Annotated in this window: 21 protein-coding genes and 2 pseudogenes; 9 read left to right on the forward strand and 14 right to left on the reverse strand. The window is 63.4% G+C overall.

Annotated features, from left to right (window positions below; all coding sequences use genetic code 11):
• Window positions 1-143 precede the first annotated feature (143 nt).
• Complete coding sequence (locus EHH60_RS30490; RefSeq protein ID WP_124163055.1) at window positions 144-1,898, forward strand: ABC transporter ATP-binding protein/permease; 1,755 nt, start codon at window positions 144-146, stop codon at window positions 1,896-1,898.
• Window positions 1,899-2,237: 339 nt separating this feature from the next.
• Here the strand turns inward: EHH60_RS30490 and EHH60_RS30500 are convergent, their stop codons facing one another.
• The 5 genes from EHH60_RS30500 to EHH60_RS30520 all read right to left on the reverse strand — a co-directional run bounded on the left by EHH60_RS30500 (window position 2,238) and on the right by EHH60_RS30520 (window position 8,229).
• The gene (locus tag EHH60_RS30500; RefSeq protein WP_124163057.1) at window positions 2,238-3,269 is read right to left on the reverse strand and encodes a TorF family putative porin; all 1,032 of its coding nucleotides are present in this window, start codon (window positions 3,267-3,269) and stop codon (window positions 2,238-2,240) included.
• A gap of 401 nt (window positions 3,270-3,670) precedes the next feature.
• Window positions 3,671-4,039: a histone gene (locus EHH60_RS30505; protein ID WP_124163058.1), complete on the reverse strand. Its 369-nt coding sequence runs from the start codon at window positions 4,037-4,039 to the stop codon at window positions 3,671-3,673.
• 86 nt (window positions 4,040-4,125) lie between these two features.
• A complete protein-coding gene (gene glcF, locus EHH60_RS30510; protein ID WP_124163059.1) occupies window positions 4,126-5,448 on the reverse strand; it encodes a glycolate oxidase subunit GlcF in 1,323 nt (440 codons plus the stop codon).
• Window positions 5,445-6,683: an FAD-binding protein gene (locus tag EHH60_RS30515; RefSeq protein WP_124163113.1), complete on the reverse strand. Its 1,239-nt coding sequence runs from the start codon at window positions 6,681-6,683 to the stop codon at window positions 5,445-5,447. Before EHH60_RS30515 ends, glcF begins: the two co-directional genes overlap by 4 nt.
• Before the next feature lie 52 nt (window positions 6,684-6,735).
• Complete coding sequence (locus EHH60_RS30520) at window positions 6,736-8,229, reverse strand: FAD-linked oxidase C-terminal domain-containing protein (RefSeq protein WP_124163060.1); 1,494 nt, start codon at window positions 8,227-8,229, stop codon at window positions 6,736-6,738.
• Between the two features lie 260 nt (window positions 8,230-8,489).
• On the opposite strand from EHH60_RS30520, the gene cycA reads away from it, so the two are divergent.
• A complete protein-coding gene (gene cycA / locus EHH60_RS30525; RefSeq protein ID WP_028182288.1) occupies window positions 8,490-8,885 on the forward strand; it encodes a cytochrome c-550 CycA in 396 nt (131 codons plus the stop codon).
• Window positions 8,886-8,959: 74 nt separating this feature from the next.
• On the opposite strand, the gene EHH60_RS30530 is transcribed toward cycA, so the two are convergent.
• Window positions 8,960-9,916 carry an alpha/beta fold hydrolase gene (locus EHH60_RS30530; protein ID WP_199752225.1) on the reverse strand — a complete coding sequence of 319 codons (957 nt, stop codon included), beginning with the start codon at window positions 9,914-9,916 and terminating at the stop codon, window positions 8,960-8,962.
• Window positions 9,917-10,244: 328 nt separating this feature from the next.
• Between EHH60_RS30530 and EHH60_RS30535 the strand changes: the two genes are divergently transcribed.
• Complete coding sequence (locus EHH60_RS30535) at window positions 10,245-10,427, forward strand: hypothetical protein (RefSeq protein WP_028180446.1); 183 nt, start codon at window positions 10,245-10,247, stop codon at window positions 10,425-10,427.
• A 7-nt stretch (window positions 10,428-10,434) separates the two neighbouring features.
• Here the strand turns inward: EHH60_RS30535 and EHH60_RS30540 are convergent, their stop codons facing one another.
• The 3 genes from EHH60_RS30540 to ykgO all read right to left on the reverse strand — a co-directional run bounded on the left by EHH60_RS30540 (window position 10,435) and on the right by ykgO (window position 11,733).
• The gene (locus EHH60_RS30540) at window positions 10,435-10,695 is read right to left on the reverse strand and encodes a hypothetical protein (protein ID WP_124163062.1); all 261 of its coding nucleotides are present in this window, start codon (window positions 10,693-10,695) and stop codon (window positions 10,435-10,437) included.
• Window positions 10,696-10,868: 173 nt separating this feature from the next.
• Window positions 10,869-11,501 carry a tetratricopeptide repeat protein gene (locus EHH60_RS30545; protein ID WP_124163063.1) on the reverse strand — a complete coding sequence of 211 codons (633 nt, stop codon included), beginning with the start codon at window positions 11,499-11,501 and terminating at the stop codon, window positions 10,869-10,871.
• 106 nt (window positions 11,502-11,607) lie between these two features.
• Window positions 11,608-11,733 (reverse strand): type B 50S ribosomal protein L36, encoded by a 126-nt coding sequence (ykgO, locus tag EHH60_RS30550; protein WP_006611362.1) that lies wholly within the window; start codon window positions 11,731-11,733, stop codon window positions 11,608-11,610.
• Window positions 11,734-12,038: 305 nt separating this feature from the next.
• On the opposite strand from ykgO, the gene EHH60_RS30555 reads away from it, so the two are divergent.
• Window positions 12,039-12,923 carry an amidohydrolase family protein gene (locus tag EHH60_RS30555; protein ID WP_124163064.1) on the forward strand — a complete coding sequence of 295 codons (885 nt, stop codon included), beginning with the start codon at window positions 12,039-12,041 and terminating at the stop codon, window positions 12,921-12,923.
• Between the two features lie 218 nt (window positions 12,924-13,141).
• Here EHH60_RS30555 and EHH60_RS30560 read toward each other — a convergent pair whose 3' ends face one another.
• Window positions 13,142-13,876, reverse strand: a complete 735-nt coding sequence (locus EHH60_RS30560) for an SDR family NAD(P)-dependent oxidoreductase (RefSeq protein ID WP_199752227.1) — start codon at window positions 13,874-13,876, stop codon at window positions 13,142-13,144.
• A gap of 84 nt (window positions 13,877-13,960) precedes the next feature.
• Between EHH60_RS30560 and EHH60_RS30565 the strand changes: the two genes are divergently transcribed.
• Complete coding sequence (locus tag EHH60_RS30565) at window positions 13,961-14,407, forward strand: winged helix-turn-helix transcriptional regulator (protein ID WP_502697430.1); 447 nt, start codon at window positions 13,961-13,963, stop codon at window positions 14,405-14,407.
• Window positions 14,408-15,118: 711 nt separating this feature from the next.
• On the opposite strand, the pseudogene EHH60_RS38830 reads toward EHH60_RS30565, so the two are convergent.
• Window positions 15,119-15,282: pseudogene (locus EHH60_RS38830) on the reverse strand (transposase); the annotation flags it as partial.
• 397 nt (window positions 15,283-15,679) lie between these two features.
• Between EHH60_RS38830 and EHH60_RS30575 the strand changes: the two are divergent.
• From EHH60_RS30575 to EHH60_RS30585, 3 genes are all read left to right on the forward strand, one after another.
• Entirely contained in the window at window positions 15,680-18,178 is a 2,499-nt protein-coding gene (locus EHH60_RS30575; protein WP_124163067.1) for an autotransporter outer membrane beta-barrel domain-containing protein, read from the forward strand.
• 597 nt (window positions 18,179-18,775) lie between these two features.
• A complete protein-coding gene (locus tag EHH60_RS30580; protein ID WP_124163068.1) occupies window positions 18,776-19,507 on the forward strand; it encodes a haloacid dehalogenase type II in 732 nt (243 codons plus the stop codon).
• A gap of 32 nt (window positions 19,508-19,539) precedes the next feature.
• Window positions 19,540-20,007: a YbaK/EbsC family protein gene (locus tag EHH60_RS30585; RefSeq protein ID WP_124163069.1), complete on the forward strand. Its 468-nt coding sequence runs from the start codon at window positions 19,540-19,542 to the stop codon at window positions 20,005-20,007.
• Window positions 20,008-20,113: 106 nt separating this feature from the next.
• Here the strand turns inward: EHH60_RS30585 and EHH60_RS30590 are convergent, their stop codons facing one another.
• Window positions 20,114-20,464, reverse strand: a complete 351-nt coding sequence (locus EHH60_RS30590) for a hypothetical protein (protein ID WP_124163070.1) — start codon at window positions 20,462-20,464, stop codon at window positions 20,114-20,116.
• Window positions 20,465-20,558: 94 nt separating this feature from the next.
• Window positions 20,559-20,779 (reverse strand): annotated as a pseudogene (locus EHH60_RS30595) (tripartite tricarboxylate transporter substrate binding protein); the annotation flags it as partial.
• 147 nt (window positions 20,780-20,926) lie between these two features.
• On the opposite strand from EHH60_RS30595, the gene EHH60_RS30600 reads away from it, so the two are divergent.
• Window positions 20,927-21,184: a hypothetical protein gene (locus tag EHH60_RS30600; RefSeq protein WP_199752229.1), complete on the forward strand. Its 258-nt coding sequence runs from the start codon at window positions 20,927-20,929 to the stop codon at window positions 21,182-21,184.
• Window positions 21,185-21,233: 49 nt separating this feature from the next.
• On the opposite strand, the gene EHH60_RS30605 is transcribed toward EHH60_RS30600, so the two are convergent.
• The gene (locus tag EHH60_RS30605) at window positions 21,234-22,169 is read right to left on the reverse strand and encodes a LysR family transcriptional regulator (protein WP_124163072.1); all 936 of its coding nucleotides are present in this window, start codon (window positions 22,167-22,169) and stop codon (window positions 21,234-21,236) included.
• Between the last annotated feature and the right edge of the window lie 10 nt (window positions 22,170-22,179).

Raw genomic sequence — 22,179 nt, forward strand, 5'->3', positions numbered from 1 at the left:
GCGCCATGCTAGGGTTGCGGGCTGCGACAATCCAACGCAAATTGCAGATCCTGCGACTTTAGTCTAACCCGCGCCCGTCTCCGCCATTGCCGCAAGTCTTGGCTCTGGGCGTTTGTGCACATCCCCCGAGGAGACCCAGCTCTGTGAAGAACATCAGCGCCACGCTCGCGATCGTCTGGCGAATTGCCGCTCCTTATTTTCGGTCGGAGGACAAATGGGCGGGCCGGGGCCTGCTCGCCGCCGTCGTCGCGATGGAGCTCGCGCTGGTCGCGATCGACGTGCTGGTGAACCAGTGGCAGAACCGGTTCTATAGCGCGCTGCAGAACAGCGACTGGGACAGCTTCGTGAGGGAGATCTGGATCTTCCTCGCGCTCGCGTTCACCTATATCGCACTGGCTGTCTACAAGCTCTACCTGAACCAGTGGCTCCAGATTCGCTGGCGGCAATGGCTCACCCGGCACTATCTCGGCGAATGGCTCCGGAGCGCCACGCATTATCGCATGCAGCTCAAGGGCGACGCGGCCGACAACCCGGACCAGCGCATCACCGAGGACGTCAAGAATTTCGTCGAGCAGACCCTGATCATCGGGCTTGGCCTGCTCTCGTCGATCGTGACGCTGTTCTCTTTCGTCATCATCCTTTGGGGCCTTTCCAATGCCGCGCCACTACGCCTGTTCGGCACCGATCTCATGATCCCCGGCTATCTGTGCTGGGGCGCGCTGATCTACGCGATCTTCGGCACCGCTCTGACGCACTGGATCGGCGCACCGCTGGTCAACCTCAATTTCGAGCAGCAACGCTACGAAGCCGACTTCCGCTTTAACCTCGTCCGCGTCCGCGAAAATTCCGAGCAGATCGCGCTACTTAGGGGTGAAAGCGCCGAACGGACCCGCCTGCTCGACCGCTTCGGCTTCGTGATCGCCAACTGGTACGCCATCATGAGCCGGACCAAGCGCCTCACCGCGTTCACGGCCAGCTATCAGCAGGCCGCAGTGATCTTTCCGTACGTGCTGGTGGCGCCGGCCTTCTTCGCCAAGAAGATCCAGCTCGGTGACATGATGCAGACCGCATCTGCCTTCTCCAGCGTACAGGGCGCGCTGTCGTTCTTCGTCACGGCTTACCGGTCTCTGGCGGAGTGGCGCTCGATCGTTGCGCGCCTCGATGGCTTCGAGATGTCCGTCGAGTCAGCCGCGAATCTGCCGGCACATGAGCCTGCCATCGCGCTGGAGGTTACCGGCGGCCGCAGTATCGACCTCGAGCAGCTCTGCGTGAACCTGCCCAACGGCACCCCGCTGGTTGCCGCCAAGGCGTTCACCATCGAGACGTCGGAGCGCGTGTTAGTGACCGGACCGTCGGGCTCCGGCAAGTCCACGCTGTTCCGGGCCATCGCCGGCATTTGGCCATTCGGTACCGGCACGGTTGTCATCCCCGAGAAGGCAAAGCTGATGATGCTGCCGCAGCGGCCCTATTTTCCGGTCGGCATGTTGCACGATGCCGTTGTCTATCCGGCAGCGCCAGGTGCATTCGCGGCCGCGCAAGTTCGCGATGCGGTGAGCGCCGTTGGCTTGACCGACCTCGCCGGGCGGCTCGACGAGGACGGCCACTGGAACCGGACGCTCTCGCTCGGCGAGCAGCAGCGCCTCGGGCTCGCCCGCGCGCTGTTGCATGTCCCGGACTATCTGTTCCTGGACGAGGCGACTGCCTCGCTGGACGAGCCGTCGGAGGCCCGGCTCTACCGCCTGCTGGTGGAGAAGCTGCCGCAGGCCACCATCGTCTCGATCGGCCACCGCTCGACGCTCGACGCCTTCCACACGCGCAAGGTGGCGCTGGTGAAGGACGGTGCCATTCACGTCCTCGGCGGCGAACGGGCTGCAGCAGAGCCGACCGTGGCGCGCTGAGGCGCAAGGCCTCCCTCGCCGGCCGTCGCGTCGAAAGAGCCGGATGGGCGGCTTCTGGTCTAAGGGACGCCCAACTCGGGCCTCGTCATTGCGAGGAGCTCTTGCGACGAAGCAATCCAGACTGTCTCGGCAGAAAGACGCTGGATTGCTTCGCTGCGCGACGGCGCAATGTGAGGCAGCGGCGCCGCTCTCCCGGCTCGCATTTCGAGCCGCAGACGCAGCTTTGTAATCTCTTGGCCGGCTCCTCCCCCAAGGCCGTCCCTGCTTCACCTCCGACCCCAAAGCAAAAGGGCGGCAGGTTGTCCTGCCGCCCTTGCCTAAGTCGTCTCGGAAAGAAACTTACTTCAGGTTGGTCATCGCCGTCAGGTCGACAGAGAGCTTGGCGACGCCAGCAGCGCTACACCAGTTGGAGCCGAAAGCCGTGGTTGCGTTCGCGCCACCGTTGATCGGGGTAACGAAGCCGGGGCTCGAGTTGGTGGCGGAGAAGTCGCTGGTGAAGGCGTTGCAGTCACCCTTCGACAGATCGGTGTCGTAGTAGCGCAGATCGAGCGTGAACACCTTGTAGGTGAAGCCGACGCCGACGTTCCAGGTGTTGTAGCTCGGCTCCTTGATGCCGTTCGCGTACACCGGATCGCCTGCGATGCCGTAGAAGATGTCGGAGGTGCCGAGCCACTGGCGGCCGAACTCACCCGACACATACATGCCGACGCCACTGGCACCGAAGGTAGTGCTCGGCGCAGTCCACTTGGCCGTGACCGAGGCGTAGTTGCCCCAGGCGCCGAGGTTCAGGAAGTTCGGCGAATAGTACTCGTTGAAGCCGACCGTCCACTGGTCGTTGATGGCGACGTTCAGCTTGGCATAGGCTTCGAAGAAGCTCGCGTCCTTCTTGGCGAAGTTGCCGTTGATCGGAAGGCCGATCGCGCCCTGGGAGTTGTCGAGGCTGCTACCGCAATTGCCCTGCGCAAGGGTGCCCTGCGAGCCGAAGCAGCTTCCGCCCGGATAGAGGTAGCCCCAGACACCGAAGTCGAAGGCGAACATGCCGAAGGTCGGGCGGATACCGCCGTAGATGTCGACTTCTGCCGCCGCCCGGTTCGGGAACGAGATGCTCGAGGCGGACGTACCGATATAGAGCTGGAGGTCCTTGTTGACGTTGTAGCGCGGCTCGAAATAGGCCGTGACCGACGGGTTGTGGTTCGACTGGGTAATGCCGCGGAAGATGTAATCGCTCATGATGCCGGCGCCGAAAGCGACATCCCATGGATCGAAGGCCGGGGGCGGCGGGGCCTTCAGCGCCTTCACGCGCAAGTCTGCCGCGAAAGCCGAACCCGTTACCATTGCCAGCGCCGTTGCCAACAAAACCGCTTTTTTCATTTCGATCCCCATCACCAATTCTTAGACCCCAGTCGGATTCCGGAAGCCCCCGGGGCGCCCGACCTGATTGCAAATTACATCACTGCGACAATCTGGATTGGCGGATAGGAACCGTGAAGCAAAAAGCGCGGGCATCTGCCGACTTTTTAGGCGTTTCGACCAATTCACGAAAGGTTGTTGGCCTGTGTGGCTTCCCGACCACATTTTTCTCTTTCCAAAGTGCACAGGAGGCCCGTGTAAGTCCGGGGGTCTTCGGCTGGGTGACGCCCAGGCCACGAATTAGACAGGCGCGGCAAACGGCTGACACTGAATCAGCTTGCGACGATGCAAAAAGGCCGCAGCGCCCGGCGCCGCGGCCCTTCTGATTGCAGATCGCTTCAAGAGCCAAGGAGCTGCCGGGCTTACCCCTGCCCCTCTGCCGGCGCGGGTTCCGCAGAAGACGAAGGCATCGCCCAGCTTGTCTCGGAGGCAGGCTCGGGAGCCGGAGCTTCCGCCGGGGCCGATGGCTTCGGAGCAGGAGCTGCCTTCGCCTTCTTCGGTGCCGCTTTCTTCGCGGCCTTCTTGGGTGCGGCCTTCTTGGCCGACTTCGCCGCAGCCTTCTTCTTGGCAGCCTTCTTCGGAGCTGCCTTCTTGGCAGACTTCTTCGCAGCTTTCTTTGCAGTCTTCTTGGCTGCCTTCTTGGCTACCTTCTTTGCGGTCTTCTTCTTCGCTGCTACGGCCTTCTTCGCTTTTTTGGCCTTCTTGCTTTTCTTCTTCTTCGCTTTCGCCATCGTGGTCCTCCTGTTGCCGCCGAACAATGGTCGATCGGGCGTCGTTCTGCCGTCACCTTCGGACGAAAGCTCGAGCCCTTGAAAGCTCAAGCTTGTGCGTTCGATGTCGGCCGCGCCCCGCCCGTAGCCCAATCGAGAAGCTCAATCGTGTGCACGACCGGAACTGACGTGCCACTGGCAATCTGCACCATGCAGCCGATATTGCCCGCGGCAATCATGTCCGGCTTGACGCTTGCGATGTTGGCGACCTTGCGATCGCGCAACCGGCCCGCAAGCTCGGGCTGGAGAATGTTGTAGGTCCCCGCCGAACCGCAACACAAATGGCTCTCGGGCACATCTTTCACCACGAATCCATTCTTGGAAAGCAATTCTTTCGGAAGGCCCGTGATTTTCTGCCCGTGCTGCAACGAACATGCGGAGTGATAGGCGACGACGATGTCGTCCTGTCTCGCGGTCGTCGCGAGGTCGAGGCCGGCGACGTATTCGGTGATATCCTTGGCGAGCGCCGACACCTTCGCCGCATCGGCCGCGAACGCGGAGTCCTCGCGCAGGAGATAGCCATAGTCCTTGATGACCGTGCCGCAGCCGGACGTCGTCACCAGGATGGCGTCGAGCCCCTCGCCGGCCGCTTCCTTGCACCACGCCGCGACGTTGGCGCGAGCTCGCGCCAACGCATCCTGGTCGTTGCCAAGGTGATGGGTCAGCGCGCCACAGCACTGCTCGTCCCGGATTAGGACCACCTCGATGCCGTGGCGGGTGAGGAGACTGATGGCGGCCTGGTTGATGCGCGGCGCCAGCACCTGCTGGGCGCAGCCCTGGAGGAGCGCCACACGTCCGCGCTTCTTGCCGAGCGCCGCGAATACGCTGCCCGCAGCAGGCCCTGCCGGCGGCAATTGGTTCGGGGCCAGCGCCAGCATCGCCTTGATGCGCTGGATCAATCCGGGCGTCGCCGAAGGCCGGGGCGTCGGCAGCAAGACGCCCAGCGGACGCGCCAGCCGCGCCAGCCACATGCTGATGCGGAAGCGCTGCGGGTCCGGCAGCACGAAGGCCAGCACCTGGCGCAGCAGCCGCTCGGCCAAAGGCCGCTGATAGCGCTGCTCGATCCGGACCCTGGCCTGGTCGACGAGGTGCATGTAGTTCACGCCCGAGGGGCAGGTCGTCATGCAGGCAAGGCAGGACAGGCAGCGGTCGACATGCTTGACCACCTCGGCCGTCGGCGCTTGGTCCTTCTCCAGCATCTCCTTGATCAGGTAGATGCGCCCGCGCGGGCTGTCGAGCTCCTCGCCGAGCAGCACATAGGTCGGACAGGTCGCGGTGCAGAAGCCGCAATGGACGCAGGCCCGCAGGATCTTGTCGGCTTCCGCGATGTCGGGGTCGGCGAGTTGCGCGAGCGAGAATTCGGTCTTCATGACGCAGCGCCTCGCGTCAGCCGTCCCCGGTTGAGAATGGTCTTCGGATCGAAGCTGGCACGTACCCGCTCGCTGAGGGCGGCGATCCCGGGCGCCTGCGGCTGGAACACGTCGACCATGCGCCTGACATCCTCGGCCGCCCGGATCAGCGTGGCGTGTCCCCCAACCGCATTGGCGCGCGTGCGCACGAGCGGGGCATGCGCGTCTGATTTCGGCGGCAATGCCGCCCAGATCAGTCCGCCGCCCCAATCGTAGATCAAGTCGCCCCCCGTCTCGCGCGCCAATTGGACGCCGAGTGCCGCGCCCGAGGCCGGCGGACAGACGATCCGCCACACCGGCCAGGCGCCGAGCGCGCCGCCGGCCGCAAATGGCACCACGTCGCGGATCGCGGCCCACAGCGCCGCGGAGGCCCCATCCTCGACCAGCGTCGAAGTTCCGAACGGCGCCAGCAATTCGCGCAGCGATCCGGCGCGGTGCGCGGCGGAGGCCGTGATGCCCTCGAGCCGCAGCATGGTCAGCGCCTCGCCTTGGCCGGCAATGTCGCCAAGCCCCTCGACCTTGGCCCGGAGTTCCGATTTCGGCAGATGCGCGGCGCCGGAGACGTCGAAGGGCGAGCCCAGCGCGGCGGTCATGGCCTTGTTGGCGGCAGCATCCTCTAACCCGCGCAGCAACAGCGTCCGCTCGGCCTCCGGCTTCGGCATCACCTTGAGCGTGACCTCCGTCATCACCGACAGCGTGCCCCAGGACCCGGCGAGCAGCTTGCAGAGGTCGTAGCCGGTGACGTTCTTCACCACCTTGCCGCCGGTCTTGAAGCTGTCGCCGAAGCCCGAGACGGCGTGCGCACCGAGCAGATGATCACGCGCCCCGCCCGCCCGGATGCGCCGCGGCCCGGCGAGCCCGGCCGCGATCATGCCGCCGATGGTGCCTGATACGGGCGTGCCGAGCAGCGGGGCGGTGTTGACGGGCTCGAAGGCGAATTGCTGGTTCTTGGCATCGATCAGCGACAGCACGTCGGCGAGCGGCGCTCCGGCCTGGAGCGTCACGATCAGCTCGTTCGGCTCGTAGGAGGTGACGGCACTCAGCGCGGAAACGTCGAGCACGGCGTTGGTTGCCATCGCATGGCCAATGCTGCGCTTGCTGCCATGGCCGATGATCTCGAGCGGCTGCTCGCTCGCAATCGCCGCGCGCACCACCTCTTCGACGTCTTTGGCGTCTCTGACCTTGAGCGTATCCACCACTGAGCCGGTATCGAAGTTTACAAGGGAAAGCAATTCGTTCGTCGCGTCGCTAGAACCGCGGCAAATCCGGGAACGCCAGCTTGCCGGCATGTACATGCATGCGGCCGAGCTCGGCGCAGCGGTGCAGGGTCGGAAACACCTTTCCGGGATTGAGCAGGCCCTGCGAATCGAAGGCGCATTTCAGCCGCTGCTGCTGGTTGAGGTCGATCTCGCTGAACATGTCGGGCATCAGGTCGCGCTTCTCGATGCCGACGCCGTGCTCGCCGGTGAGCACGCCGCCGAACTCCACGCAGGCGCGCAGGATGTCGGCGCCGAACGCTTCGGCGCGCTCGATCTCGCCGGGCTTGTTGGCATCGTAGAGGATCAGCGGATGCAGATTGCCGTCGCCGGCGTGGAACACGTTGGCGCAGCCGAGCTGATATTTTTCCGAGAGCTCGCGGATGCGGGCGAGCGCCTTCGGCAGCGCGCCGCGCGGGATCGTGCCGTCCATGCAGAGATAGTCGGGCGAGATGCGGCCGACGGCCGGAAACGCGGCCTTGCGGCCGGCCCAGAACAGATTGCGCTCGGCCTCCGAGGTCGAGATCTGGCAACTGGTCGAGCCGCAGGCATTGGCGATGGTCTCGACGCGCGTGATCAGCTCGTCGACCTCGATCTTGGGCCCGTCGAGCTCGATGATCAGCAGTGCCTCTACGTCGAGCGGATAGCCGGCATGGACGAAGGCCTCCGCGGCGTGGATCGCGGGCTTGTCCATCATCTCCATGCCGCCCGGAATGATCCCCGCGCCGATGATGCGCGCCACGCATTCGCCGGCCGCCTCGACTTGCGCAAAGCCGACCATCAGCGCGCGCGCCGTCTCCGGCTTTTGCAGGATGCGCACCGTGATCTCGGTGATGACGCCGAGCAGGCCCTCGGAACCGGTGATGACGCCCATCAGGTCGTAGCCGGAATTTTCCGCCGACTTGCCGCCGATGCGCAGGATCTCGCCGCTCATCAGCACGATCTCGCAACCGAGCACGTTGTTGGTGGTCATGCCGTATTTGAGACAGTGCACGCCGCCGGAATTCTCGGCGACATTGCCGCCGATCGAGCAGGCGATCTGGGAGGACGGATCGGGCGCATAATAGAAGCCGGCATGCGCGACCGCCTGGCTGATCGCAAGGTTGGTGACGCCGGGCTCGGTGACGACGACGCGGTTATCGAAATCGATCTCGCGAATGCGCTTGAACTTGCCGAGCCCCAGCAGCACGCCGTCTTCGAGCGGCAGTGCGCCGCCGGACAGCGAGGTGCCGGAGCCGCGCGGCACGACCTTGATGCCTTGTGCAGCACAATATTTCAGGACCAGCGAGACCTGCTCCGTCGTGTCGGGCAGCACCACGACCATCGGCGGCTGCCGGTAGGCGGTCAGCCCGTCGGATTCATACGCCCGCATCTCGGCTGCACTGTCGATCACGCCCTCGCCGGGCACGATTGCGCGCAACGCAGCAATGATCTCCGCGCGGCGCGCGAGCACCGCCTGGTCGCTCGCAGGCATCATGATGGCCATCACATATCCTTCCGGCTCGTAACCCAAGATCAATTTGTCGCGGCAAATCAATCACGTCCACGCCTGTTTGTGTAGGCCATCCGAAAGTCGGATCGACGGTGTTCCGCGAGTTCGCTCTGGGACAAGTAGGAAATCGTGAAACCTGTCATGGTTTGATGGCTTGTCCAAGCCGAGCAGGCCTGCCAAAACCGGCAGGCCGGCGATTGTCGATCAGGCAAGAGACTGACCAGACCCACCAGGGAAGAGACGAAGAGCACCCGATGACAAAACTGACTTTTGGCGCACTGACGATCCTCACCGTGATTGCCACCGCACCCGCCGCGATGGCGCAGGATGTAGCGGCCGGCAAGACGTCGTTCAACAAATGCCTGGCCTGCCACGCGATCGGCGAAGGCGCCAAGAACAAGGTGGGCCCCGAGCTCAACGGCCTCAACGGCCGCAAGTCGGGAACCGCGCCGGACTACAATTATTCGGACGCGAACAAGAATTCCGGCATCACCTGGGATGAGGCCACGTTCAAGGAATACATCAAGGACCCCAAGGCCAAGATTCCCGGCACCAAGATGGCGTTCGCCGGCATCAAGAACGAGACCGAGATCAACAATCTCTGGGCCTTCCTCGCCCAATACGACAAGGACGGGAAGATCAAGCAGTAGGCGCGCAAGAGGCGGCCGCCGGAGCTGACGCGTTTTCATCGTGCGAAGTGGTATCCACTTCGCATGAGAGCGCCTTAATCGGCGGCCGCCTGCGCCGGGACGATCCTGCCGATCATCGTCTCGATCTCCGCCTTCACGAGATCCGGCACGGCATTCTGCACCATGTGGCCGAGGTCGGGCAGCACGATCAGCTTCGCATTCCGCACGGTCGCGGCAAAGGGGCGTGCGTGGATGTCGGTCTTCACAGTCTTGTCGGGCTCGCCGGCGATGATCGTGACCGGCGCCTTTATCTCGCCATAGCGCGCGACTTGCGCGGCCACCGCTTCCTTCAGCGTCACCAGATCATGGGCGTTGGCGATGAACTCGCGCGGACGCAACAGCAACGGCGTCGCGGAGTCCTTGACGAAACCATCCGGCATGATCTGCGGCAGGAAGACGTTGCGCGCGCCGGATTCAGCGAGGGCGTAACCGAGTGGCAGCGTGATGGTGTAGGCGAGCAGCGGACCGATCACGGGCGTTGCGATGATCTCGTTGTAGCGGCCGACGCCGCCGCGCCAGGGATGAGTGACGGGCGCGAGCATGACGAGACCGGCAACGCGGTGCGGATGATCGAGCGCGATTCGCGCGCCGAGTGCGCCGCTCCAGGAATGCACCACGAAAACCGCGCGATGGATTCCGAGCTTATGAAGCGCCTCATCGATCATCCGCGCCTGGATTTGCGGCGTCGAATCCTGCCGCCGCGCACGGTGGCTCCAGCCATGGCCCGGGCGGTCGATCAGAATCACGCGACGGTCTCCGGCGAGGATGTCGCCGAGCGGCCGCCGCATCGCTTCGAGATTGGAGCTCGCGCCGTGCAGCATCACGATCGGAAGACCCGAATCGCGTGGGCCGATGTCGACGACATGAAGGGTCGCGCCGTCGACCTCGACCATCCGGCCCTGCGGTGGAAAGGTGCGTTGCACGGCGACGATTCCCGCCTGCGTGACCAGCGCCAGCAGAACCAGCGCCGTCACGACTGACATTACGATCATGGGGAGAATCCGGGCGATCCTGGGCACAGGGCAGTTACGGGTCTGATCGGGCGGCAGTTTCGCCGTCGGCCTGGCGAGCTTCCACTGATAATCCAGGGGCTGTGGATATGTGCATAATTGCAGAACGGAAAATTCAATGAAATCAAGGATCTTCTGCTGCACGCACAAGCCCCCGGGACAGCTTCATGCGGCCGTCATCACGGCTTCCATATAATCGCCATGGTCGGTTCCGCCATCTAGGCGCGGGTGGGTGCCGATCCTTCTCGCAATCTCACGCGATGCGGGAAAGGCCGGCAGGATTTGTCCTGGTTTGAACCGGAGAATTTCAATGAGCTTCAGATCGAACGATACTGCGATCGACGAGATCGTCGCGAGCTGCAACGGCGACCTGCGCGGTGCCGTGCGGGCGCTGCTCCTGATCAACGAACATCTCGAGACCGAGCTTGCAAAGGCTTACGCCGCAGCCGCCGACCGCGGCCTCGTCGAGCGCGGCAGCAGCGTCCTGCATTGAGCGCAGTCTAGTTCGGACCGCCTTCCGCTTTCTCATCCTCGGGCGTGACAGCGGGACAGGCGCGGATCGTCGAACGGGCAAGCTTGGCATCGGCCATGGACTTGTAGGGACCGTCACCGAACCAGATATCGCCGATGATCACGGGATTGCTGGTCACGATGTTGCATTTTCCGGTGGCGCGGTTGCCGACCACCCAGAACAGTCCGTCGGCGAAGCTCACCGCCCCCGACGCGAGCAGCAATATGGCTGCGAGTACCAAACGCTTCATGGCTTTCGCTCCTGCCATTCAGGTAGGCCTGCAGCAGGTCCCGCAATAGCCCTCGCGACGCCCCGCTTCGGATCGTGGTTAATCCGGACACGCCGCAACCGCTCGGCAATTGATCAACTTGTCCCTATTGGCTTGAGCACGATCAACCGCTGCACACCCTTTGCGGCTCACGCCTAGATGTCGCGACCTTCGACTTTCTCTGTCAGCGCCTTGACCTGATCGGGTATCTTTTCGAGGTGCGGATTGACGGCGAGCGCCTTGCGATAGGCATCAAGCGCGCGCTTCTCGTCGCCGACCTCCTGCATGATCATGCCGAGCCCGGCGAGCGCGCCGAAATGGCGCGGCTCCCGGATCAGCACTTGCTGGATATCCGCGAGAGAGCGGCCATAGTCGTTCTGCATGTAATAGAGCGTCGCCCGCCGATTCCAAGCCTCGATGTAATCGGGCCTGAGCTTGATGACCGAATCCAGCAGCTTGATCGCGACATCGATCTTTTTCGCATCGACGGCGGTCTTGGCGCGCGACATCAGAAGCGCCGCGGTGTCGCTCGGGGTCTGGAGCCAGATCGCCCAGATCCGCGCCTCGACATGCTTGGCGCTGACCTCGTCGGGAGCGGCCTTCAGTGCGCCGAACAGGAAATCGAGATTCTTGCTGCGATCGACCTTGGGCAGCTTGGCCGGCGCTTCGGGCAGCTTCTTCTGTTTGGCCGGAGGCTCAATCTGCTGCGCCAAGGCCGGAGCCGGGCCGGCGGCTCCCAGCACGAGGGCCAGACCGAGGATGCGCGCAAAGGGGAATCTGTCTGCCATGATGAAAGTCTAAACGCGCAAAGCCGCCCTTGCAAAGCAAAGGCGGCGTCAAACTCGTGTGAGCCGTGATCTTGCGGGGCGCGCGAAGGCGTCCGGCCGGGCGAGATCAGCCCTGCCGTGCCTTGAAGCGGCGCTGCACCTTGTTGATCACATAGACCCGGCCCTTGCGGCGGACCAGGCGGTTGGCGCGATGGCGACCGCGCAGCGATTTCAGCGAGTTACGGACCTTCATGGCAGAATCCTGAACGTTCGAAAGGCCGTGTTCGGCACTACCGTTTCGGCACGCGCGAATGTGGCAAAATGAGATTTTTCCCGCTGGCGGACCGACCGCCCGGGACGGGGCGGTTCTTAAGGCATGGCGGGCGGTGATGTCAATGTTAACCGCCCCGTTCCGGGCCAGCAAAATCGTGAGAACAACCCCATGCACAGTAGAAGCGGCCGGATCGGCCCGATCCGCCCGACCGGTCACTTGCGGCAGCGCCTTGCCAATTTCGTTATATCATATAATCAATTCGGCAACCCGTCGGGAGGAAACCCATGCCGAAACTGAAGCTGCCTGATATCGACAATGTCGTCGCGATCGACATCCACACCCATGCCGAGGAGCCCTGCGGCTGCCATCCCGACGATGGCTATGACGATTTCCAGGCGCAGATGGCCGAGTACTTCAAGTCGCCGAACAAGCACCCGCCGACCGTACCGGAGACCGCGGCCTACTACCGCTCCAAGAACATCGCTGCCGTCATCTTCCCGGTCGACGCCGAGCGCGAGACCGGCTTCCGCCGCTACAACAATTACGAGATGCTGGAAGTCGCCTCCGAGCATCTCGACGTCCTCATCCCCTTCGTCTCGATCGACCCGCACAAGGGCAAGCTCGGCGCGCGCGAGGCGCGCAAGCTGATCGAGGAATACGGCGTGCGCGGCTTCAAATTCCACCCGACCATGCAGGGCTTCTACGCCAACGACCGCATGGCCTATCCGCTCTATGAAGAGATCAACAATGGCGGTGCGATCGCGCTGTTTCACACCGGCCAGACCGGCGTCGGCTCGGGCATGCCCGGCGGCATGGGCATGCGGCTGAAATATTCCAACCCGATGTACATGGACGACGTCGCGGCCGATTTCCCCGACCTCAAGATCATCCTCGCCCACCCCTCCTTCCCCTGGCAGGAGGAGGCGCTGTCGGTCGCGACCCACAAGCCGAACGTCTATATCGACCTCTCCGGCTGGTCGCCGAAATATTTCCCGCCGATCCTGGTGCGCTACATCAACTCGATCCTGCAGGACAAGATGCTGTTCGGCTCGGACTGGCCGGTGATCACACCGGACCGCTGGCTGTCCGACTTCGCCAAGATCGACATCCGCGACGAGATCCGGCCGAAGGTGCTGAAGGCGAACGCGAGAAAGCTGCTGGGGATCTGAGCGCGATAGGCTGACGTCGGATCGAACTCGGAGAGTAGCGCCCCTCTCCGTTCCCTCCCCTTGTGGGTGTTCAGACCGGGGACATGGTGGACAGGTGTTCGGAGACATCGTGGACACTTTCGAGCGTTCCGTCGAGGCGCGCGCAGCGCGTCTCACTCCTCACGCCTTCGAAGGAGCATCGAGGGCTTCGATCGAACGACCGAAGCCCTCATGCTCACTCAGACCTGCGCCAGGCCTCCATCGACAAAGACCTCGCCGCCCGTCATGAAGCTGCTGTCCGAGGACGCCAGGAACGCGGCCACGGCGCCGGTCTCGCTCGGATCGCCTACGCGCCCGATGGGGGTCGAGCTGCCGAGTGCATCAAATGCTTCCTCGCCCACGACCTCCAGAGCCAGCTCAGTCTTGGTCGGCCCCGGCGACAGCACATTGACGCGGATGCCCGTGCCGCGCAGGTCCAGCGCCCAGCTGCGCGCCAGATTGCGGATCGCGGCCTTGGTCGCGCTGTAGATGCTGAATTGCGGCGTCCCCATCACGCCCGTGCTCGATCCCGTCAGGATGATCGACGATCCCCTCCGCATCAGCGGCAGGGCTTTCTGCACCGTGAACACCAGCCCTTTCACATTGACGTCGAAGATATGATCGTAGTGCTCGACCGTGATCTCGCCGAGCGGGGCAAACAACCCGGTCCCGGCGTTGGCGAACAGAATGTCGAGCCCGCCCCGTTCCGCCTTCACCGTCTCATACAGCCGGTCGAGGTCGGCCAGATCCGTCACCGAGCCCCTGACGGCTCGCGCCGACGATCCGAGCTTCGCCACGGCGGCGTCGAGCGGCTCCTGCCGCCGTCCGAACAGATAGACGAACGCGCCTTCGTCGACGAACCGTTTCGCAGCGCCAAATCCGATGCCCGTGCCGCCGCCGGTCACCACCGCCGTCTTGCCTTGTAGTCTGCTCATGATGTGCTCCTTCACTAGGGTTGCACTAAGCTGGCGGCCTACCCACCTATCGACAAGTATGCACCTTTTGGTAAGTACCCAAAAATGTCATCAGATCGTTCGGACCCCATCTCCCCGCCGGCGCAGGCTCAAGCAGACGTCCAGAGCTGCACGCCGACGTTGCCCGGCTTCACCTGCGGCCTAGATGCGACCCTGCGGGTCGTCGCCGGCAAGTGGAAGCCGCTGATCCTCTACTTCCTCGCCCAGGACGGCGCGACCCGCTACGGCGAGCTCCGGCGCGCCATCCGCGACGTCAGCGACAAGGTGCTGATCCAGCAACTCAAGGAGCTGGAGGCCGACGGTCTCGTGAAGCGGACCGACTACAAGGAGGTGCCGCCGCGGGTGGACTATAACCTCACGCCTTTGGGCCAGAGCCTCGCCCAAGCTCTCGTGCCGCTCTGCACGTGGGGCACCGAGCACATGGCGGAGGTCAGCCAGGTGTTCGCCGAGCGGGCCACCTGGACGCGGCGAGAACGTCAGCCGACCGTCTAGCTTGCGCTGCTCGTCGTCCGAGGTCTGCTCCGCCCCCGATCGCAGCGCGTTGGCGTAACTCGCCTTGAGTCCGGCTCGAGCCAAAAGCGGACGTTTAGTCGTTAGGTCAGGCAGGTCCCGAGCCAATCCTTGTCTGATCACCAGCCCTTTTGAAAATAGCGATCGTGACCACGAACGTTGGGAAAAGTGACGCGTTGAGCGGGATAGGGCACCGCATTGGAGAAGAAGCATGCGAACCGTAACTCTCGCGATGATTGTAGTTGCCGCAAGCGCAATTGCCTTCCAGGCAACAGCGCAACAGCAAGCCGCGCCTAGTGAGCAAACCAAGGACGAGATGCGCACTGACGTAGACAAAGGGCTCAAGACGAGCGAGCCCAACGAGCAGATGCAGCGCGACGCGGATAAAGGGACCAAGACACGCAATTCAGGCGCGTCCGGATACGTTGCCGACCAAGACAAGCCGGGCGCCTCTGCGCATCCCCCGGGCCAACCGGGGAGTGAACAGACGACTGGTTCTGGCAGCCAGACTGGCCCTTCGAAACAAGGCCGGCAGTAATCGCTTGGCCGACCTCGTGCTCACCTTGCGCGACTCGTCATAAAGCAGTGCCAAGGGCAGCTTCGCGTATGGCGTTCAGGAAGACGATGGGTGCCCAATGCAGCCATGGTCCCTGAACCAGGTAACTCTGTTGGGTTCGTAGTCTCAGCAAGATCGATGCGTGCGATGCGTGCAAGGATGTAAAGCTTCAGAAGAACCGAGGGGGTGGTACGACGGTCGACCCGTTGCCGCCGGCTCCCCCCTCAAAGCCCATCTCAACCAAATCGAGCGCATCGACAAATACGTCGATCACGCGAACGGGGTTGCGCGCGTCAATGAACTACCCCAATGAACGGACATCTTCAGAGCCGGTCGCCATATCTCAAAGGTGCCACTTCCAGGATTCGCAGCACGCCTCGGAAGTAGACGTTCGCGTTGCGCGGACCGGCCGGGAGGCCACCTGTCATCAGCCCTGCCGCAGGACATCGCCGCTGGTGGCAGATATGCGCCACTCACGATGAACATGCTGCCGCTCGGCGGCCCGCGCTTGAACTCCTAAGCCGTCCCTGCCGGCCAAGCTGGAGACCCAGCTTGCGTACATTCAAGATTCCGCACTACACTCTTAGACAGCATCGGCTCACTAACGTATCCACAAGTTGTGTCCCGCAATTAACGGGACATTAACCTGCGGCTCAAGCGCGTACCGTGGCCTTGTCGGACAGGAGTGGACCAGTCCCATGTGGAAAGACCCCATCGAGAGCACGCCTTCGATCATCCAGACCGATTTCGGGCCCTTCGGGCAGAGCCTGCCGGGGGACGGTGAAGCCTATTGCGGCCCCACGTCGATGGTCATGGGCCTTTACTGGCTGTCGGCAAACGGCTTCACGCAGGTTGCTCCTGTGGTCTACAACGGCGAGGACGACCCCGTGGCGATCAACCTGGAAAGGGTGGTCGCGGGCTTGATGCAGACGTCAAGCGAGAGCGGCAGCTTCGTGGACGGCATGACGAGCGGGATGGCCGACTATCTGTCGGCCTGCGGAATCGGGCCTGATCTCTATCATTTGACGAGCAATCCCAATCCGGACCTCGCGTGGCTCGCCGATCAATTGGCCCCGAACGTGTCCGAGAGTCCGCAGACGATCGTCTTGGCCAATTTCGCGGTTGGCTGGTTTTCCGTTTCCCAGACGACGAAGGGATACATGGAAAATAGCGGCGGGCATGTCCTCGCGCCGCTCACGGTGAACCTGGCGGGCGGCACGATCACCATCAACAACGCTTTCCCCGCCTCGTTCGAGAACGTACCCAACCTCCCGTCCAGCAATCCGCAGACCGTCCAGATCGCGCAGATGCCCAGCGGATGGAAGCTGGAAAATCAGCCGCTCCCCTCCGAAGACTACAGCCAAGTCGTCACCGACGCGCTCACCGGGAGGGGCGTCTACGCCGTGCTCTGGCAGGGGCAAGCTTGGGCGATCTCGCCGTCGGCGCTGCCCTCGACATCCGGATATGAACCCAGCACTTGGACGATCAACAAGCCTAAGGTCATCAACACGAACGGCGGCACGCTGACCGTCGTCGCGCCGATCTCCGGGCTGGGCGGCCTCCAAAAATACGGCGAAGGCACGCTCCTGCTCACCAACACGAACCAGCTGATGGGACAGAACATCGTGGGCGCCGGGACGCTGGCAAGTACCCGGACATCCGGCACACCATTTGGCAGCTTCAGGGTGACGGTGACGAACGGCGGAATACTCGAGCTTCGTTCGGACGGCGCGACGGTCGATGTGCAGATCGCCTCGGGATCTCTGGCGACATTCGTCATCGGCTCTACGGGAGGCGCCTTGCAGCTTTCCGGAAGCGGCAACTATCGCGTCGTAATCGGGGGCAATGACGACGGTACCCTGGCGAACATTGTCCGCAACTCCGGCGGAACTCTTGTCATCGTGCCGGGCGGCGGCATGGCCCAGCTTGGGCTGACGCAGCAGGTGTTCGTGGCAGGAACGGGAGCAAACCTGCCCATCGTCACGAACGGGATCGTCGCTCCCTACATTCTCGGAGAGGACGACGACGCGGCCAGCTCGGGCAAGTTTCTGACCTATTCGCCCTCCGAAGGCTTCGCAAGCGCGGCGACCGTGTCGTCGACCGATGTCGGCATCAACGACGTTCCGGCCGATGCCGTCTACGAGGTCGTCGACAGCCAGGCGATCGAGAGCGGCGGTGTGCCGCAGGTGGCGGCGCTCGAAGTGAACGGCGGGGCGATTACGGGCAGCGATGCGAGCATTCTGGTCGGAAGCCAGGCGAGCGGCGACGCCGCGGGCCTCATCATGAACGGCGGCAGCATCGCTACTGCGAGCCTTTCGTTCGGCGCGGCAGAAGGCCTGATCTACACCAATGCCGCCGGCGGTAATTCGCAGATCGCAGCCGCCATCGAGGGATCGGCGGGCCTGACGATCTTCGGTCCCGGCACGCTGACCCTGAGTGCAGACAGCAGCGGCACGCTTTCCGGTCTGATCAGGGTCAATGGGGGTACGCTGATTGCCGGCGCTACCGGTGGATCAGCAACGGGTGCCGGCGAGGTGCAGGTATCCTACGCGGCGACGCTGGAGGTCGCCGGCACGGTGACCGGCGCGGTTGTCGTCGGCGAGTCGGGCACACTGTTCATGAACGGTGGGACGATCTCGGGCCCGGTCACCATTGCAGCGACCGGCGCCGATACGCCTGCTCCCGGCGGCATATTACAAGGGAGCGGAACAATCAGCGGGACCACCTCCATCAGCGGCATCATCCAGTCAGGCCCGCAGGCTGGCCTGATCACGTTCACCGGCGAAACCAATATGACTGGCGACGCGAGCTTCTATTGGCGGCTGCAGAAGCTCGTGGACGATGCGGATCCCGGAGCCGGACCTGGGGTCTACTGGAACGCGCTGCAGTTCAACTCGCCGGATACGAACCTCGGCACCAAGAATGCACCTCTCTGGCTCTTCCTCGACTTCAGCGCCCTCGACGGGGACCCGGACGGCGGCGACGCGTTCTGGCAGAAGCCCCATACCTGGACGCTCTTTACCTACGCAGCCGATGCCGGCCGCTATTGGCCGGCGTACGAGAACTTCTCGTACCAGTCCGGAAGCTTCAACACGGTCTTCGACAACTGGGTCGTGTCCCTGCAGTGGAAACCGGCGGCCTCGCCGCAGAGCCTCCCCGATCGATGGCGCGCGAACGCTCGTGCGAGAAGCCGGTAACCGACCCGCGGCAAAGGGTGACCTTCAAAAATGAAAGAGGCCGCCAACTGAGGCGGCCTAACTCTCGGTTCTTATCCTCTGCCGTCTCGACATCTCCGATAAGGCTCGGCCTTTGATGCGGGGACCGTGTATGCGCGCCACTCCGCATAGGTGAAGCCGTATTTCTTCATGCAAGCCAATGCATGCGGAGAACTATTGCTGGGCTCCGCGCCACTGTCGCGCCGCTTGGCCTGCTCCACCGAAGTGCCATCACGCTTTGCTTGGCAGACCGGATCGTGGTGGCAAGCATACGGCGGAGCTGCCAAGGCTGGAGACGCAATTAGGGCTATAGCCAAAGTAAAAACATGCTTCATGATTCCCCCACAGGTTGAACGGGGAAACCATTACCGAGCGCCCCCAAGGCGGTAAAGGTGTGCTGAGACAGTTACCAACCAGAATAAACTAGGGACGGGAGAACGGCAGCACGTCCGATGTGGGTCACACAAGCCGCCGATCGCACTTGCAGTGGCAGACTTCCGCTTTGCTCTGGTAAGCTGAAGATGATGTGCACTCCCAAGCGGAGTTCTTGCGAACCACAACGGCCTGGAAGGACAGCCCATGAGCATCAAAGCCGTCGTCTTCGACGCCTACGGAACGTTGTACGACATCCAGTCGGTCGCTGACATCACGGAGGATGCGTTTCCGGGCTATGGCGAGATCATCACGCAGGTCTGGCGCATCAAGCAGCTCGAATACACATGGTTGCGCTCGCTGATGCAACGCTACCGGGATCTTGCCGTCGTCACCCGCGACTCGCTCGCCTATACGCTGCGAATATTGGGGCTTGCTTACGAGAACGACGCATTCGAGCGTGTGATCGAGAAATATCTGCACCTCGATCTCTATGCGGACGCGACGGCAGCGCTCACGGCGCTGAAGCCGCGCAAGCTCGCCATCCTCTCCAACGGCAGCCCGGACATGCTGAATGCGCTGGTGCGCAATTCCGGGCTCGATGCCCTGCTCGATGCCACCATCAGCGTCGATGCGAAGAAAATCTTCAAGCCGAGCCCGCAGGCCTATGAGCTGATCGGCGATGTGCTCGGCACCGGGCCGGACGAGGTACTTTTCGTCTCCTCCAATCCCTGGGACGCCGCCGGGGCGAAATCGTTCGGATTGAAGGTTGCCTGGATCGAGCGGGTGACGCCCGAAGCGATGGCACTGGCTTGCGTCGAGAACGAACTCGTGGCACCGCTCACCATGTTCAAGGCGATCCGCACCCAGATGGACGAGCTTGGCTTTGCACCGGACCACCGCGTCCATTCGCTCTCCGAGCTGCCAGGTATCATCTGAGGTAGGTATCGCCGCCCGCCCGTGAGACTGGAATGAGCCTGGAATCCGTTCGCGCCTTCTTCGCCGAGAAAGCCCCCGACATCTCCGTCATCGAATCCCCGATCAGCTCCGCGACCGTGGCGCTGGCGGCCGAAGCCTATGGTGTCGAGCCGGGACGGATCGCCAAGACGCTGTCGTTGCGGATCGGCGAGCGCGTGATCCTGATCGTCGCCGCCGGCACCTCACGCATGGACAACAAGAAGGTGAAGGCGCAGTTCGGCGGCAAACCGAAGATGCTGGGTCTGGAGGAAGTCGCCGACATCACCGGGCACGAGGTCGGCGGCGTCTGCCCCTTCGGCCTGAAATCGCCCCTGCCGATCTATTGCGATGTCTCGCTGAAGGCGTTCGACGTCGTGGTTCCGGCCGCAGGCTCGACCCACAGCGCGGTGCGGATCACGCCTGATCGGCTGGCAGAGCTGGTCGCCGCCGAGTGGGTCGATGTCTGTGAGCACCGTCCCTAAATCGCGATGAGATGAGGACGAATCGTCGTTGCGATTGAGCTCGTTGTTTGAGCACAATCCTTTCGCAAAACCGCAGCGCACTTTTGCGGATCATGCTTCCGAGCGGCTAGTCTTCCTCGTCGTAGGGCTGCGGCCGCGCGGGCGGAGGTGGCGGAGCCGCGTTGTAACGCGGTGGCGGAGCGGCGCGATTGCGCGGCACCGGCTGTTGTTGCGGCATCTGGTTGTTGGACTGGAACACCGCGCGGCAGCCGCTTGAGAGCTGCGGCGTGTTCTGCTGCAGACAAGCCGTGATGCGATTCACATCGGGAATCTGGTCGCTGCACAGACGCCATACATCGGGCGTACAAGCCATCTGCTGTTCCATCGTGCCGCGGTATTCCTCAGCGAATACTGCGCCCTGCGCGGCGATGCCGCCAACCGCAAGCGCCACACCCAGCACAATCCGCTCTGCTCGCATGTCTCGGTCCTTCTCGAATCCGACGAATCTCTTCAATCAATGAGGCGAGAGCCGGTTCTGGACCAACAAAAAAATGTGAAAGAAGTGCGGGAACCTATTCAACCTTGCCGGTCTTCTTCACCGCCGCGATCAGCCGTGTGCCGCCGGTCGCGACGAAGTCCGAGAAGGCCGGCGCGTCCTGATAGGCAACGAGACTGCCCAAGGCCTCGAGCGCCTCGAGGACATCAGGACTCGTCATCGGCTGCGCCATCGCGTCTGGCGATGCGCGCCGCAATTGCCGAGCACGCGCAGCTTGCCGTCATCGATCTGCGGCTTCGGTGCCTCCCCCTGATTTTCTTTGCTACGTTGATAGCCTGACCTGCCAAGCGGCAAGAACAGGACGTTTACGAAGCGTTAGCCATGTCCGGTCCAGAGCCGGGAACGCATGTCCGGACCCGCTGTTGCCCTCCCAGGGAGAGAGTGATGCGCAATCCTGGAACCATCGACGTCGCTCTGGACGAGATGCTGGTCAATCTCGCCGCGATCGTGTTGCGGCTCTCAAGACCGGACGTGACGCGAACGCCGGACGCGCGGCGCGCACTGGCGCAATCCGTCCATCAATACGCCGCCTGCGCAGCACGCTCGAGCGATCCGCGCGTTCACGAGTTGAAGATGCAGCTGGAGGAGACGCTGAGGCCGAACTTGCGAATTGTCGCAAGCGATGGCGTGGAGGTGTCTTAGTCCGATTACGCGAGATGCCGTAGCAGCCACTAAATGGTTGGTACGGCAGCTATGTGGCTCTGGCACCCATCTTCGACCGCCGCTTGCAGATGCTGGGCAGCTCCGCCGCCAGGAAATCGCCGAGCGCTTCGACGCGTGCGGGACGCGGGCCGCCGGGCGGCGTCACCAGGTGCACGGCGCCTTCGGCCTGCGTCCAGTCCTTCAGGATGACTTCGACCTCGCCGGAGGAAATGGCTTCGCCGACGATGAATTCAGGCAGCTCGGCGATACCGAGGCCGGCGATCAGTGCCGGCATCACGGCTTCGCCGTTGTTGACGCGAAGTTGTCCTCCCGGGCGTACGCTGACCTGCTCGCCGGCGGAATTTGTGTAGTGCCAGACGTTCGGCGTCGAGAGATAAGCGTAGCTGAAGCACTTGTGCTGGGCGAGATGCATTGGATGCGTCGGCCGTCCGTGGCGCTTCAGATACGACGGCGCGGCGACCGTGTAGCGCGGCATGGTGAAGAGCCGCCGCGCGATCAGCGAAGAGTCCGGCAACCGCGCGATCCGCACCGCCATGTCGAAACCCTCGCCGATCAGGTCGACGGTCGCATCGCTCAAATGCAGATCGACCGAGACTTCCGGATAGGCTTCGAAGAACTCCGGCAGCAGCGGCGCCACGGCCTTGATGCCGAACGTCATGGGGACGGCCAGCCGCACCAGCCCGCGCGGCGCGACCGATTGCGCCAGCGCCTCGTTCTCGGCCGCCTCGCCGTCGGCCAAGAGGCGCGTCGCACGCTCGGCCAGCTTGTGGCCGGCATCGGTCAGCGCGAGACGGCGCGAGGTGCGGTTGAACAGCCGGGCGCCGAGCCGCTCCTCCAGCCGGGTCACGGCCTTCGAAACCGTCGCCTTGGACATCGCCAGCTCGCCCGCAGCCCCCGCAAACGACCGCAGCTCCACGACTTTGGCAAAGATCGCGAGTGCTTCGAAGTCTGGGAGTTTTGCCATGGCAGCCGGT

This window comes from Bradyrhizobium sp. RP6 (assembly GCF_003837805.1).
Taxonomy (GTDB): Bacteria; Pseudomonadota; Alphaproteobacteria; order Rhizobiales; family Xanthobacteraceae; genus Bradyrhizobium.